The organism is Streptomyces sp. NPDC050085, assembly GCF_044460595.1.
Classification (GTDB): domain Bacteria; phylum Actinomycetota; class Actinomycetes; order Streptomycetales; family Streptomycetaceae; genus Streptomyces.
In genome coordinates, this window is the sequence record NZ_JBITJZ010000009.1 from 145,451 (window position 1) to 159,603 (window position 14,153).

At 69.9% G+C, this 14,153-nt stretch carries 16 protein-coding genes and 1 riboswitch; of the genes, 15 read left to right on the forward strand and 1 reads right to left on the reverse strand.

Annotation, left to right across the window (positions count from 1 at the left end; all coding sequences use genetic code 11):
* Positions 1-28 precede the first annotated feature (28 nt).
* From lepB to ACIBUY_RS29970, 8 genes are all read left to right on the forward strand, one after another.
* Positions 29-769, forward strand: a complete 741-nt coding sequence (gene lepB, locus ACIBUY_RS29935) for a signal peptidase I (protein ID WP_365575442.1) — start codon at positions 29-31, stop codon at positions 767-769.
* Positions 762-1,271: an NUDIX hydrolase gene (locus ACIBUY_RS29940; protein WP_365575445.1), complete on the forward strand. Its 510-nt coding sequence runs from the start codon at positions 762-764 to the stop codon at positions 1,269-1,271. The genes lepB and ACIBUY_RS29940 overlap by 8 nt, the downstream gene beginning before the upstream one ends.
* A gap of 55 nt (positions 1,272-1,326) precedes the next feature.
* Entirely contained in the window at positions 1,327-1,635 is a 309-nt protein-coding gene (locus ACIBUY_RS29945) for a DUF2469 domain-containing protein (protein ID WP_005311352.1), read from the forward strand.
* A 148-nt stretch (positions 1,636-1,783) separates the two neighbouring features.
* A complete protein-coding gene (locus tag ACIBUY_RS29950) occupies positions 1,784-2,158 on the forward strand; it encodes a YraN family protein (protein WP_365575448.1) in 375 nt (124 codons plus the stop codon).
* Positions 2,158-3,777 carry a YifB family Mg chelatase-like AAA ATPase gene (locus ACIBUY_RS29955; protein ID WP_399154265.1) on the forward strand — a complete coding sequence of 540 codons (1,620 nt, stop codon included), beginning with the start codon at positions 2,158-2,160 and terminating at the stop codon, positions 3,775-3,777. The genes ACIBUY_RS29950 and ACIBUY_RS29955 overlap by 1 nt, the downstream gene beginning before the upstream one ends.
* Positions 3,774-4,979 (forward strand): DNA-processing protein DprA, encoded by a 1,206-nt coding sequence (gene dprA / locus ACIBUY_RS29960; protein WP_399154266.1) that lies wholly within the window; start codon positions 3,774-3,776, stop codon positions 4,977-4,979. Before ACIBUY_RS29955 ends, dprA begins: the two co-directional genes overlap by 4 nt.
* 361 nt (positions 4,980-5,340) lie before the next feature.
* Positions 5,341-6,180 carry an RNA polymerase sigma factor WhiG gene (whiG, locus tag ACIBUY_RS29965; RefSeq protein ID WP_365575472.1) on the forward strand — a complete coding sequence of 280 codons (840 nt, stop codon included), beginning with the start codon at positions 5,341-5,343 and terminating at the stop codon, positions 6,178-6,180.
* A 103-nt stretch (positions 6,181-6,283) separates the two neighbouring features.
* A complete protein-coding gene (locus tag ACIBUY_RS29970; RefSeq protein WP_365575611.1) occupies positions 6,284-6,841 on the forward strand; it encodes a helix-turn-helix domain-containing protein in 558 nt (185 codons plus the stop codon).
* Here the strand turns inward: ACIBUY_RS29970 and ACIBUY_RS29975 are convergent.
* A complete protein-coding gene (locus ACIBUY_RS29975; RefSeq protein ID WP_399154267.1) occupies positions 6,832-7,467 on the reverse strand; it encodes a M23 family metallopeptidase in 636 nt (211 codons plus the stop codon). The two genes, ACIBUY_RS29970 and ACIBUY_RS29975, sit on opposite strands and share 10 nt — an antisense overlap.
* A gap of 274 nt (positions 7,468-7,741) precedes the next feature.
* On the opposite strand from ACIBUY_RS29975, the gene rpsB reads away from it, so the two are divergent.
* The 7 genes from rpsB to rlmN all read left to right on the forward strand — a co-directional run bounded on the left by rpsB (position 7,742) and on the right by rlmN (position 13,962).
* A complete protein-coding gene (rpsB, locus tag ACIBUY_RS29980; RefSeq protein WP_365575478.1) occupies positions 7,742-8,662 on the forward strand; it encodes a 30S ribosomal protein S2 in 921 nt (306 codons plus the stop codon).
* 120 nt (positions 8,663-8,782) lie between these two features.
* A complete protein-coding gene (gene tsf, locus ACIBUY_RS29985) occupies positions 8,783-9,619 on the forward strand; it encodes a translation elongation factor Ts (protein ID WP_365575481.1) in 837 nt (278 codons plus the stop codon).
* Positions 9,620-9,789: 170 nt separating this feature from the next.
* Positions 9,790-10,560: a UMP kinase gene (gene pyrH / locus ACIBUY_RS29990; protein ID WP_365575484.1), complete on the forward strand. Its 771-nt coding sequence runs from the start codon at positions 9,790-9,792 to the stop codon at positions 10,558-10,560.
* 212 nt (positions 10,561-10,772) lie between these two features.
* Positions 10,773-11,330: a ribosome recycling factor gene (gene frr / locus ACIBUY_RS29995; protein ID WP_255982473.1), complete on the forward strand. Its 558-nt coding sequence runs from the start codon at positions 10,773-10,775 to the stop codon at positions 11,328-11,330.
* Between the two features lie 32 nt (positions 11,331-11,362).
* The gene (locus tag ACIBUY_RS30000) at positions 11,363-12,532 is read left to right on the forward strand and encodes a phosphatidate cytidylyltransferase (protein WP_365575488.1); all 1,170 of its coding nucleotides are present in this window, start codon (positions 11,363-11,365) and stop codon (positions 12,530-12,532) included.
* A gap of 105 nt (positions 12,533-12,637) precedes the next feature.
* On the forward strand, positions 12,638-12,817 hold the full coding sequence (locus ACIBUY_RS30005; RefSeq protein ID WP_365575491.1) for a hypothetical protein: 180 nt from the start codon (positions 12,638-12,640) through the stop codon (positions 12,815-12,817).
* Positions 12,818-12,855: 38 nt separating this feature from the next.
* Complete coding sequence (rlmN, locus tag ACIBUY_RS30010; RefSeq protein ID WP_365575494.1) at positions 12,856-13,962, forward strand: 23S rRNA (adenine(2503)-C(2))-methyltransferase RlmN; 1,107 nt, start codon at positions 12,856-12,858, stop codon at positions 13,960-13,962.
* Positions 13,963-13,985: 23 nt separating this feature from the next.
* Positions 13,986-14,103, forward strand: a riboswitch (TPP riboswitch).
* Positions 14,104-14,153: the final 50 nt, after the last annotated feature.

Sequence of the window (14,153 nt, forward strand, 5' to 3'; positions counted from 1 at the left end):
GATTTCTCCGACGCGGGGAGCAACTGGGATGAGCAGGACACGTCGTGCGGCCGAGGGCCACGGCAAGGTCGGCAGCGTGCTGTCGGGCATAGCCGTGGCCCTCGGCTGTGTGCTGTTCCTCGGCGGGTTCGCATGGGGTGCCGTCGTCTACCAGCCGTACACGGTGCCCACCGACTCGATGACACCGACGATCGGCGCGGGCGACCGGGTCCTCGCGCAGCGCATCGACGGCAGCGAGGTCAAGCGCGGCGACGTCGTCGTCTTCCAGGACAAGACCTGGGGCGACATGCCGATGGTCAAGCGCATCGTGGGCATCGGCGGCGACAAGATCGCCTGCTGCACGGACGGCAAGCTGACCGTCAACGGCAAGGTGATCGAGGAACCGTATCTGCCGGCCGGCAAGAACGCCTCGCTCACCGGCATCAAGTCCACGACCGTGCCCGCCGGACGGATCTTCCTCCTCGGCGACGAGCGCATGGGCTCCCTCGACTCCAGCGTCCACCTCGGCGACGCCGAGCACGGCTCGGTGGCCCGCGACGCCGTGAAGGCCCGTGTGGACGCCGTGGCCTGGCCCATGGACGGCATGCTGGCCAAGCCCACCGGCTTCGAGGCGCTGCCCGGCGGGATCTCCCGGCCCGGGCCGCTCAGGCTGCTGGTGACCGCCGTGGTCGCGGGCGCCGTCCTGGTGCTGGCGGGGGCGGCCTACGGGCCGATCGCCGGGCGTCTTCGCCGACCGCGCACCAAGGCCGCGGAGCCGGCCCGTGCCTGAGACGGGGCGAGTACTGCGCAAAGTGGCCCGGGTCGTCCTGCTCGACCAGGAGAGCCGCATCCTGCTGCTGCACGGACACGAGCCGGGCGACAGCGCGGACGACTGGTGGTTCACTCCGGGTGGCGGCCTCGAGGGCGACGAGACGCGTGAGCAGGCGGCCCTGCGGGAACTCGCGGAGGAGACCGGCATCACGGAGGTGGAGCTGGGCCCGGTGCTGTGGCAGCGCGTCTGCTCGTTCCCGTTCGACGGGCGGCGCTGGGACCAGGACGAGTGGTACTTCCTGGCCCGCACGACGTCCTCCGCGGCGCTGCCCGAGATCAACGAGAAGGGCCTGACCGACCTGGAACGACGCAGCGTCGCCGGAGCGCGCTGGTGGACGTACCGGGAACTGGCCGAGGCGCATGAGACGGTGTATCCGACCAGACTCGCCGAGCTGCTGAACCGGCTGCTCGACGAAGGTCCCCCGAGCCGGCCTTTGGTCCTCGACACGGAAATCGTCTAGAGGTCCCAGAGGCTGGCGCACAATAGGGGGACGCACGGCTGAAGGGGAACATGCCATGAGCGCCGAGGACCTCGAGAAGTACGAGACCGAGATGGAGCTGAAGCTCTACCGGGAGTACCGCGACGTCGTCGGGCTGTTCAAATACGTGATCGAGACCGAGCGGCGTTTCTACCTCACCAATGACTACGAGATGCAGGTGCACTCGGTCCAGGGCGAGGTGTTCTTCGAGGTGTCGATGGCGGACGCGTGGGTGTGGGACATGTACCGGCCCGCGCGATTCGTGAAGCAGGTGCGCGTCCTGACCTTCAAGGACGTGAACATCGAGGAGCTCAACAAGAGCGACCTGGAGCTTCCGGGCAGCTGAGCCTGCCTCAGTCGTCTCGTCGTCTCGCCGTCTCGCCGGCTCCTGTCGCCCTGTGGGTGACGGGGTTTTCCACAACCCGTGAGTAGTTCACCAAGATCCACTTCGTGTGCGTCCGTGCGTCAGCGTGGACGTCGGAGGTGGTGCCGACGTGAACGCACGGGGCGCGATGGGGAAGTACGGCGAGGATCTGGCCGCGAGGCGGCTGACCGACGCCGGGATGACGGTGCTCGCGAGGAACTGGCGCGCGGGCAGGTCCGGTGAGATCGACATCGTGGCGCGGGACGGCGACGCGATCGTCGTGTGCGAGGTCAAGACCCGCAGGGGACAGCGCGGCGGTGGGGCCTTCGAGCACCCCATGGCCGCGATCACCCCGGTCAAGGCCCGGCGGCTGCGCGATCTCGCGGAGCGCTGGGTGCAGGAGCACGGGGGAGCGCCACCGGGCGGCGTCCGGATCGACCTGGTGGGAGTGGTGCTGCCGGAGCGCGGAGCGCCCCGTGTCGAGCATGTGCGGGGGGTGTCCTGATGGGATTCGCGCGTACGTGTTCCGTGGCCCTGGTGGGTGTCGAGGGCGTCGTCGTCGAGGTACAGGCGGACCTGGAGCCGGGCATCGCCGCGTTCACGCTCGTGGGCCTGCCCGACAAGAGCCTCGTGGAGAGCCGCGACCGGGTCAGGGCCGCGGTGGTCAACTCGGGGGCGGACTGGCCGCAGAAGAAGCTCACGGTGGGGCTCAGCCCGGCGTCGGTGCCCAAGGGCGGCTCGGGATTTGATCTTGCTGTCGCGTGTGCCGTGCTCGGTGCGGCCGAGCGGATCGATCCGAAGGTCCTCGCCGACATCGTGATGATCGGGGAGTTGGGGCTCGACGGGCGGGTGCGGCCCGTGCGGGGCGTGCTCCCGGCTGTCCTCGCCGCGGCCGACGCCGGGTACGAGCAGGTCGTGGTGCCCGAGTGCACGGCCGGCGAGGCGGCCCTGGTGCCGGGCGTCTCCGTCCTCGGGGTCCGCAGCCTGCGCCAGCTCATCGCCGTGCTCACCGACGAACCGGTCCCGGACGAGGACCCGCAGGAGCTCGGGCGCCCCGACCCGATGCTCGCCGGGCTGAGCATGCCCGGCAGCGGAGCGGGGACGGGGCTCGGCGGATCGCTGCACGACGGGCACGGGCTCGACCTGGCCGATGTCGTCGGGCAGCTCTCGGCCCGCACCGCGATCGAGGTCGCCGCGGCGGGCGGCCACCACGTGATGCTCTCCGGGCCCCCGGGCGCGGGCAAGACGATGCTCGCCGAGCGGCTGCCGGCCATCCTGCCGCCGCTCACCCGCGAGGAATCCCTGGAGGTGACGGCCATCCACTCGGTGGCGGGCATGCTGCCCCCGGGCAAGTCGATGATCGACACCGCTCCGTACTGCGCCCCGCACCACTCGGCGACCATGCAGTCGCTCGTCGGGGGCGGCCCCGGAGTGGCCCGGCCGGGCGCCGTGTCCTTGTCCCACCGGGGCGTGCTGTTCCTCGACGAGGCACCCGAATTCAGCAGCCAGGCGCTCGACGCCCTGCGTCAGCCGCTGGAGGCGGGGCACGTCGTGATCGCCCGCAGCGCCGGGGTGGTGAGGCTGCCCGCGCGCTTCCTGATGGCGCTCGCTGCGAACCCGTGCCCCTGTGGGCAGTACCGGGTGCACGGTGGGGAGTGCGACTGCCCGCCGGCCACCGTGCGGCGCTATCAGGCCCGGCTCTCAGGGCCGCTGCTCGACCGGGTGGACCTGAGGGTCGAGGTGGACCCCGTCACGCGCAACGAACTGTCGGGGTACGGGCCGAGGGGCGAGAGCACCCAGGTCGTCGCCGACCGGGTGCGCGAGGCGCGGGCGCGAGCGGCGGCGCGGCTCGCCGACACCCCGTGGCGGACCAACAGCGAAGTGCCGGGCCACGCCCTGCGGACCCGGTGGCCCGCGGCCCCGGGCGCCCTGGACGAGGCCGAACTGGACCTGGAGCGGGGCTTCTTGACCGCGCGCGGCCTCGACCGGGTGCTGCGGGTGGCGTGGACGGTGGCCGACCTCAGCGGGCGTGAGCGGCCCTTCGCGCAGGACGTGGCGCTCGCGCTGCAGCTGCGGACGGGGATCTCGCGCGGGGTGCCGATGACCATCGGGGCCGGATCGTGACAGCGGCCGGTGGGCCCGCGGCGGGGGTGCCGGACGCGGTGCGGCTTGCGCGGGCGCGGCTGACCCGGATCGTGGAGCCGGGCTGGGAGGTGGCGGGACGCTGGCTGTGCGAGTTCGGGGCCGTGGAGACGGTGCGGCGGATCGACGGGGCCACGGGGGACGCGGGGGGCGCGGAGGAGCCGTTGCCGTTGCCCGGGGTGCGGCCCGAGCGATGGGCGGGACTGGTCGCGCGGGCCCGTGAAGCGCCGCCGCCGGAGCGGGACTTGGACCGGGTGGCGAAGCTCGGGGCGCGGTTCGTCTGCCCCGGGGACGCCGAGTGGCCGGGGCAGTTGGACGACCTGGGGGATGCGCGGCCCCTGGGGCTGTGGGTGCGGGGCGGGACGAACCTGCGGATGTGGGCGCTGCGCTCGGTCGCCGTGGTCGGCGCGCGGGCCTGCACGGACTACGGGGTACGGATGGGCGCGACCCTCGGGTCCGGCCTTGCCGAGCGCGGCTGGGTCGTCGTCTCGGGCGGTGCCTACGGGGTCGACGCGGCGGCGCACCGGGGTGCGCTCGGGGCCAGGGGAGCCACGGTCGCCGTACTCGCCTGCGGGGTGGACCGCGTCTACCCGCGAGGGCACGCCCAGTTGATCGACCGCGTCGTGGAACAGGGGCTCGTGGTGGGCGAGTTGCCGCCCGGCGACCATCCGACTCCCAGCCGCTTCATCCTGCGGAACCGGGTGATCGCCGCGCTCACCAGAGGCACCGTTGTCGTGGAGGCGGCGTATCGGAGCGGGGCGCTGGGCACGGCCCGTTGGGCGGTGCGCCTGGGGCGGCATGTGATGGGGGTGCCGGGGCCGGTGACCAGCGCCGTCTCCGCCGGGGTGCACGAACTGCTGCGCAAGGAAGGGGTGCTGGTGACCGACGCGGAGGAAGTCGTCGAACTGGTCGGGGACATGGGGGAGCTGGCACCGGAGCGGCGTGGTCCCGTGCTGCCGCGCGATCTGCTGCCGCCGGACGCGGCACGGGTCCTGGCGGCGCTGCCCGCACAAGGGGCGCACGGCGTCGGGGAGATCGCGGTGGCGGCGGGGGCGGGGACGGACGAGACGATCGGGAGGTTGTACGAACTGCGCTCTTTGGGGTTCGTCGAACGACACGGCGATGGCTGGCAGTTGACACGCCAGGCGATCCGGTCGGTGTTTTCGGAAGGGGAGGTTCCCTGACGCGAGACGTTCCGCCGTCCGGATGACCCCCGATGACCTTGGCAATTCCGGTAGTTGGCGCTCCGGTCCGGTCATGTATGGGGCCGGAGGAGTCCGCGCAAGTCGCCCAAGGGAACGTATCTGCGCGCGTACGATCCCATACCCTTCGCACACCGCGACACTCCAGTCACGCTACGCTCACCAGGATTCGGGTTCGTCCCCACAATCCGGAATCAGGCAGGCGGCTCGGTACCAGTCACCACCAGACGGGCAACACGGCATCTTCACCAGCAAAGCGATCCCAGCGACCACGACGTCAGGCACCCTCTCCGATTCACTTTCCGAATCCCTCGGTGCGCAGCAGAACGGCACAAGGCGGCGCATGCCACAGCACACCTCCGGGTCCGACCGGGCGGCGGTCCCTCCCGCAGCCCGCGGCTCCAGCGTGCGGCCTCCGGCTCCCTCCTCCCTCGAGGAGCTGTGGAGGTCGTACAAGGCGACCGGCGACGAGCGCCTGCGCGAGCAGCTGATCCTGCACTACTCGCCGCTGGTGAAGTACGTAGCCGGCCGGGTCAGCGTGGGGCTGCCGCCCAATGTCGAGCAGGCCGACTTCGTCTCGTCCGGGGTGTTCGGGCTGATCGACGCGATCGAGAAGTTCGACATCGAGCGCGAGATCAAGTTCGAGACGTATGCGATCACCCGGATCCGTGGCGCGATGATCGACGAACTGCGGGCGCTGGACTGGATTCCGCGGTCCGTGCGGCAGAAGGCGCGGAACGTGGAGCGCGCCTACGCGACGCTCGAGGCCAAGCTGCGGCGCACTCCCTCGGAGAGCGAGGTCGCCGCGGAGATGGGAGTGGCGCTCGAGGAACTGCACGCCGTTTTCAGCCAGTTGTCGCTGGCGAACGTGGTGGCGCTGGAGGAGTTGCTGCACGTCGGTGGGGAGAGCGGGGACCGGCTCAGCCTCATGGACACCCTCGAGGACCAGGCGGCCGACAACCCGGTCGAGGTCGCCGAGGACCGGGAGCTGCGGCGGTATCTGGCGCGGGCGATCAACACGTTGCCCGAGCGCGAGAAGACCGTGGTGACCCTCTACTACTACGAGGGCCTCACCCTCGCGGAGATCGGCAATGTGCTCGGGGTCACCGAGAGCAGAGTGAGCCAGATCCATACGAAATCGGTGCTGCAGCTGCGGGCGAAGCTGGCCAGTTTTGGTCGCTGAGGGGCCCCTGGTGCTCCAGTGATGGTGAATCGTCCCTGCCGTGGCGGCGGCGCGGGCGGCGCGTCCGTAAAGTGGAGAGGTGCCAAGGATTCGAGCGGCCTCTGTGGCCGAGCACCGGTCGATGCAGCGCGGCGCCCTTCTGGACGCGGCGCGTTCCCTGCTGTCCGAGGGCGGGACGGAGGCGCTGACGTTCCCCGCGCTGGCGGAGCGGACGGGGCTCGCACGGTCGTCCGTCTACGAGTACTTCAAGTCCCGTGCGGCCGTGGTCGAGGAGCTGTGTGCGGTCGACTTTCCCGTGTGGGCCGCGGAGGTCGAGGCCGGGATGGCGCGGGCCGGGACACCCGAGGGCAAGGTCGAGGCCTATGTGCGCGAGCAGTTGGCGCTCGTCGGGGACCGACGGCACCGGGCAGTCGTCGCGATCTCCGCGAGTGAGCTCGATGCCGGGGCGCGGGAGAAGATCCGGGCCGCGCACGGCGGGCTCGTCGCGATGATCGTCGAGGCGCTCGGTGAGATGGGACACGAGCAGCCCCGGCTCGCGGCGATGCTGCTGCAGGGGGTTGTCGACGCGGCGGTGCGCCGCATCGAGCTCGGGGCGGCGGAGGATCCGGGCGTGATCGTGGACGCGGCCGTGGCCATGGCACTGCGGGGCGTTCAGGGCTGAACTCCCTCCTGTGCTGATGGGCCCCATGCCTGTGCTGGCTGATCCCACACCTGTGCTGATGGGCCCCACACCTGTACCGATGGGCCCCACACCGGCAGCAGCCTCGCCGGAGGCCCGTGCAGCAGTGACGGGTCCAGTAGGGACAGCGGGTCCAGGTAGGTGTCGCCCCTGAGCAGGCCCCAGTGCAGGCACGACGGAGATCGGGCGGGGCAGTGGCCCGTCGGGAGCTCCAGGACGCCGATCACGTCGCCGGGGGCCACCTCCTCGCCCGGCTCGACCGTCGCCGTCACCGGTTCGTACGTCGTGCGCAGCGGTGGGTCCCCCGTGTCCGACAGTTCCACCGACACCACGCCTCTGCCCGCGACCTCCCCCGCGAACGAGACCCGGCCGGGCCCGATCGCGCGCACCGGGGCGCCGATGGGGGCCGCGAGGTCGACGCCGCGATGGCCCGGGCCGTAGGGCGTCGCGGGCGGGACCCAGGGGCGGACCACCGCGGGGCGGTCGCCGGTCGGCCAGAAGCGGGCGTCGCCGGCGAACGCGGGTTGCGGCGCAAGAACGTAGAGGACGTAGAGGACGCATAGGGCGCAGGAGAGCCGCGTCGGCGTCACGCAGAGTGGTTTTCCCATGGCTCGGATGATCCTCGGGGCAGGGGTTCCGTGCGGATCATGGCCGGGAAACGTGGACTACCGGGCGGTTGTGGACAGCGGCGTCACCCGGTCCCTCGTGGGTCCCGTACACTTCATGTGGCGATCCGGGCCACCGGATCGACTTCGCACGCCCCGACACCGGACGAGAGTCCAGCGGTGCAGCGCCCATCGGTCCCGTACCAGCGAAAGCGACGTACGTGGCAGGCGCGGTGGGGCGTCAGGAAACAACCGAGAACACCAGAGGAGTACGGCCATGGCCGTCGTCACGATGCGGGAGCTGCTGGAAAGCGGCGTCCACTTCGGTCACCAGACCCGTCGTTGGAACCCGAAGATGAAGCGCTTCATCTTCACGGAGCGCAACGGCATCTACATCATCGACCTGCTCCAGTCGCTGTCGTACATCGACCGCGCCTACGAGTTCGTCAAGGAGACCGTCGCCCACGGCGGCACGGTCATGTTCGTCGGCACGAAGAAGCAGGCGCAGGAGGCCATCGCCGAGCAGGCGACCCGCGTCGGCATGCCCTACGTGAACCAGCGCTGGCTGGGCGGCATGCTCACCAACTTCTCGACCGTCTACAAGCGTCTGCAGCGCCTCAAGGAGCTCGAGCAGATCGACTTCGAGGACGTCGCCGCGTCCGGTCTCACCAAGAAGGAGCTTCTCGTGCTCTCGCGCGAGAAGGCCAAGCTGGAGAAGACCCTCGGTGGTATCCGCGAGATGTCCAAGGTGCCCAGCGCCGTCTGGATCGTGGACACCAAGAAGGAGCACATCGCTGTCGGCGAGGCCCGGAAGCTCAACATCCCGGTCGTCGCGATCCTCGACACGAACTGTGACCCCGACGAGGTCGACTACAAGATCCCGGGCAACGACGACGCGATCCGCTCCGTCACCCTGCTCACCCGCGTGATCGCCGACGCCGTCGCCGAGGGCCTCATCGCCCGTTCCGGCGTGGCCACGGGCGACCAGAAGCCGGGCGAGAAGGCCGCCGGCGAGCCGCTCGCCGAGTGGGAGCGCGACCTGCTCGAGGGCGAGAAGAAGGCCGACGAGAAGGCTGAGGAGGCCCCGGCTGCCGAGGCCCCCGCCGCCGACGCCGCCGTCGAGGCCCCCGCTGCCGAGGCGCCCGCCGCCGAGGCTCCGGCTGCCGAGGCTCCGGCCGCCGACGCCGAGCAGGCCTGACCCACACGGGTACCGGGTTCGTGAGTGACGGCGGGGGCCCCTTCGGCCCCCGCCGTTCACCCGTGACCCGCTTCAGACTTCGAGTCAGACTTCAGACTTCGTAGAGAGAAAACCAGGATCATGGCGAACTACACCGCCGCTGACGTCAAGAAGCTCCGTGAGCTCACGGGCGCCGGCATGATGGACTGCAAGAAGGCGCTCGACGAGGCCGACGGCAACGTCGACAAGGCCGTCGAGGCCCTGCGCATCAAGGGTCAGAAGGGCGTCGCCAAGCGCGAGGGCCGTTCTGCCGAGAACGGCGCGGTCGTCTCCCTCATCGCCGACGACAACTCCACCGGTGTCATCGTCGAGCTGAAGTGCGAGACGGACTTCGTCGCCAAGGGCGAGAAGTTCCAGTCGGTCGCCAATGAGCTGGCCGCGCACATCGCGAAGACGAACCCCGCCGACATCGCGGCGCTGCTCGCCTCCGAGATCGAGGCCGGCAAGACCGTCCAGGCGTACGTCGACGAGGCCAACGCCACGCTCGGCGAGAAGATCGTCCTGGACCGCTTCGCGCAGTTCTCCGGCGCCTACGTCACCGCCTACATGCACCGCACCATGCCCGACCTGCCCCCGCAGATCGGTGTCCTGGTCGAGCTGGACAAGGCTGACGCCGACCTCGCCAAGGGTGTCGCGCAGCACATCGCCGCCTTCGCGCCGAAGTACCTCTCCAAGGAGGACGTGCCGGCCGAGGTCGTCGAGTCCGAGCGCCGCGTCGCCGAGGAGACCACCCGCGCCGAGGGCAAGCCGGAGGCCGCGCTCCCGAAGATCGTCGAGGGTCGCGTCAACGGCTTCTTCAAGGAGGCCACGCTGCTCGGTCAGCCGTACGCCCTCGACAACAAGAAGTCCGTCGAGAAGGTCCTCCAGGAGGCCGGTGTCACCCTGAAGCGCTTCTCGCGCATCAAGGTCGGCATCTGAGTCCGTACCGCGACCGACGCGAGACCCCGCTAGGGTCGACAGCAGTCGTCCGGGTACGCGCCGGGCGACCGCAGATGTGACGAGGAGGCCATTGCCGCGCATGGGACGTGAACACCCCATCGGCAATGGCCTTCTTTGTATGTGTGCCAAGTAAAAGAGGCGAGACAGTCATGACCACCACCCAGGCCGACAAAGGCGACAAGAGCGACGACGGCAAAGGCGCGGGGCGCTTTCTGCTGAAGCTTTCCGGCGAGGCCTTCGCCGGGGGCGGGGGTCTGGGTGTCGACCCCGACGTGGTGCACGCCATCGCCCGTGAGATCGCGGCCGTGGTCCGCGGCGGGGCGCAGATCGCCGTCGTCATCGGCGGCGGCAACTTCTTCCGTGGCGCCGAGCTGCAGCAGCGCGGCATGGACCGGGCCCGCTCCGACTACATGGGCATGCTCGGCACCGTCATGAACTGCCTGGCCCTCCAGGACTTCCTGGAGAAGGAGGGCATCGACAGCCGCGTGCAGACCGCCATCACGATGGGCCAGGTCGCCGAGCCCTACATCCCGCTGCGCGCCGTACGTCACCTGGAGAAGGGCCGCGTCGTCATCTTCGGCGCCGGTATGGGCATGCCGTACTTCTCCACCGACACCACCGCCGCGCAGCGCGCCCTGGAGATCGACGCCGAGGCGCTGCTCATGGGCAAGAACGGGGTGGACGGGGTCTACGACTCGGACCCGAAGACCAACCCCGAGGCCGTGAAGTTCGACGCGCTCAGCTACAGCGAGGTCATCACCCGCGACCTGAAGGTCGCCGACATGACCGCGATCACCCTGTGCCGCGACAACAAGCTCCCCATCCTCGTCTTCGAGCTGCTCACGTCGGGCAATATCGCCCGCGCCGTGAAGGGTGAGAAGATCGGGACGCTCGTGGGCGACCAGGGCACCCGCGCCTGACCTGACACCCGTACCGTCCCGCGAGGGATGGACAATGTCCTGCCGGTCGGACACCGTGCAAGGACACCGCAGGAAACCTCGCAGGAACTTCGCAGGAAACCTCGTAGGAATCCCTCCCGGAATCCTCCTGGGATCCTCGTAGGCAAAGACACACGACGCAGCCGGCCGCCCCGTGCACGCCGGGCCTCACTCAAGACACGCAGGAGCAAGTGGTGATCGAAGAGACCCTCCTCGAGGCCGAGGAGAAGATGGAGAAGGCCGTCGTGGTCGCCAAGGAGGACTTCGCCGCGATCCGCACCGGTCGTGCGCACCCGGCGATGTTCAACAAGATCGTGGCCGACTACTACGGCGCGCTGACGCCGATCAACCAGCTGGCCTCGTTCTCGGTGCCCGAGCCGCGCATGGCCGTGGTGACCCCGTTCGACAAGAGCGCGCTGCGCAACATCGAGCAGGCGATCCGCGACTCCGACCTGGGCGTCAACCCGAGCAACGACGGCAGCATCATTCGTGTGACGTTCCCCGAGCTCACCGAGGAGCGCCGCCGCGACTACATCAAGGTCGCCAAGACCAAGGCGGAGGACAGCAAGGTCTCCATCCGCTCGGTCCGACGCAAGGCCAAGGACGCCATCGACAAGGCGATCAAGGACGGCGACATCGGCGAGGACGAGGGCCGTCGCGGCGAGAAGGAGCTGGACGACACCACCGCCAAGTACGTGGCCCAGGTCGACGAGCTGCTCAAGCACAAGGAAGCCGAGCTGCTCGAAGTCTGAGCCAGCGCGGAACATCGAGGTTCGAGGAATCCGTGAACGACTCTTCCTGGGGGGCGCCGCAGACCGGGCCCGGGTACTGGGGGCCCGCCGACCAGGGCAGTGCTCCAACGGGGCCCGCCTACGGTCAGGCGCCGTCGTACGACCAGGGGCGCGCTTCGGCGGGTCCCGCGTACGAACGGCACGCGGTTGAGGAGACTCGGCCCATGCCCATCGTGCCCGAAATGCCTGATGTGCCCGCCGGTGGCGGTGACCAGGACGATCCGGGGGCCGCTCGGCTGAGCGGCCCCCTGTTCCGCGACGAGACGACCCCGCAGACGCCGCAGGAGCCCATGTCCAGCGCAGCACCTCAGCCGGCCCCCGCCGCTCCTGCACCGCAGAAGCAGAAGAAGAGCGCGGGCCGTGACCTCGGGGCGGCGATAGGGGTCGGCGTCGGGCTCGGCGCGGTGATCATCGCCTCGCTGTTCATCCGCAAGCCCGTGTTCGTCGGCGTGATAGCGGTCGCCGTCGTCGTCGGCCTGTGGGAGCTGACGTCGCGGCTCGAGGAGCGCAAGGGCATCAAGGCGCCGCTCGTGCCGCTCGCCGTCGGTGGTGCGGCGATGGTCGTCGCCGGATACGTCCGGGGCGCAGAGGGCGCCTGGGTGGCGATGGCGCTCACCGCGCTCGCCGTCCTGGTGTGGCGCATGACCGAGCCGCCCGAGGGCTATCTGAAGGACGTCACGGCCGGTGTCTTCGCCGCCTTCTACGTCCCCTTCCTCGCGACGTTCGTGGCGATGATGCTCACCGCGGACGACGGGGCCTGGCGCGTCCTGACGTTCCTGATCCTCACCGTGGTCAGCGACACCGGGGCGTACGCGATCGGCTGGCGCTTCGGCAAGCACAAGCTCGCGCCGCGCATCAGCCCCGGCAAGACCCGCGAGGGCCTGCTCGGAGCGGTGTCGTTCGCGATGGTGGCGGGCGTGCTGTGCATGCAGTTCCTGATCGACGACGGCACGTGGTGGCAGGGCCTGGTCATGGGCGCCTGCGTCGCCGCCAGCGCCACGCTCGGCGACCTCGGCGAATCCATGATCAAGCGGGACCTCGGCATCAAGGACATGGGCACGCTGCTGCCCGGCCACGGCGGGATCATGGACCGGCTCGACTCGCTGCTGCCGACGGCGCCTGTGGTGTGGCTGCTCCTGGTGCTCTTCGTCGGATCGAGCTGACCCCGGCCGTCGCATCGAGCTGAACCGGGTCCTCCGGATCCTGTTGCCGATCTGGTACGAGCCCTCGCCCGCCGGGTGGGGGCTCGTCGGCATAAGGTCCAGTCCATGGGGAGGGCTCGACTCGAGAAGGACGGCACCTACAGCGGCGACATGCCCTGCAAGTGGTGCGACGCGTTGATCGACCAGGAGGGGCGGCGCAAACCGCGGCTGTACTGCCGGACGGGACACCGTTGGAAGACGTACGGGTCGCGGGTCGTCGGCGTGATCGGGGCGATCCTGGACTGAGCTGCGGCTGATCCGGGGCGTGCGACACTGGTACGGCCATGCCTAAGCCCGGAGAACTCACATTCGTCGCCCCGCGCGGAGCCAAGAAGCCGCCGCGGCACCTTGCCGACTTGACGCCCGCCGAGCGGAAAGAAGCTGTTGCCGCGATCGGCGAGAAGCCGTTCCGCGCCAAGCAGCTGTCGCAGCACTACTTCGCGCGGTACGCGCACGATCCGGCGGAGTGGACCGACATCCCGGCCGGGTCGCGGGAGAAGCTGCGCGAAGCGCTGCTGCCCGAGCTGATGACCGTCGTGCGGCATCTGTCGACCGACCAGGACACCACCCGCAAGACCCTGTGGCGGCTGTTCGACGGGACGCTCGTCGAGTCCGTGCTGATGCGGTACCCGGACCGGGTCACCATGTGCATCAGCTCCCAGGCCGGATGCGGGATGAACTGTCCGTTCTGCGCCACCGGGCAGGCCGGTCTCGACCGGAATCTGTCGACCGGTGAGATCGTGCATCAGATCGTCGACGGGATGCGGGCCCTGCGGGACGGCGAGATCCCGGGTGGGCCTGCCCGGCTCAGCAACATCGTCTTCATGGGCATGGGCGAGCCGCTCGCCAACTACAAGCGGGTCGTCCAGTCGATCCGCGCGCTCACCGATCCCGAGCCGGACGGTCTCGGGCTCAGCCAGCGCGGCATCACCGTGTCGACCGTGGGCCTCGTGCCCGCCATCCACCGGTTCTCCGACGAGGGCTTCAAGTGCCGCCTCGCCATCTCGCTGCACGCCCCGGACGACGAGCTGCGCGACACCCTCGTACCCGTCAACACGCGGTGGAAGGTGCGGGAGGTGCTGGACGCCGGATGGGAGTACGCGGCCAAGTCCGGTCGCCGGCTGTCCATCGAGTACGCGCTGATCCGCGACATCAACGATCAGGCGTGGCGCGGTGACCGGCTCGGGCGGCTGCTCCGCGGCAAGCCGGTCCATGTGAACCTGATTCCGCTGAATCCGACTCCTGGGTCGAAGTGGACCGCGTCGCGGCCCGAGGACGAGAAGGCGTTCGTCGAGGCCATCGCCGCGCACGGGGTGCCGGTGACCATCCGGGACACCCGTGGCCAGGAGATCGACGGGGCGTGTGGTCAGCTCGCCGCGACCGAGCGGTAGCCTTACGGCGTAAGTACATCTGCATATTCCGACAGGGGAGCGCCACAGCGCTGAGAGTGCGGCAGCCATACAGGGGCGGGCCGCAGACCCTCTGAACCTTGCCCAGGTCATTCTGGGTAGGAAGTTCGGACACCACTCAAGCTGTTGCGCCCTGCCCGGAAGCTTTGGAGACAAGGCTTCCGGGCAGGGCC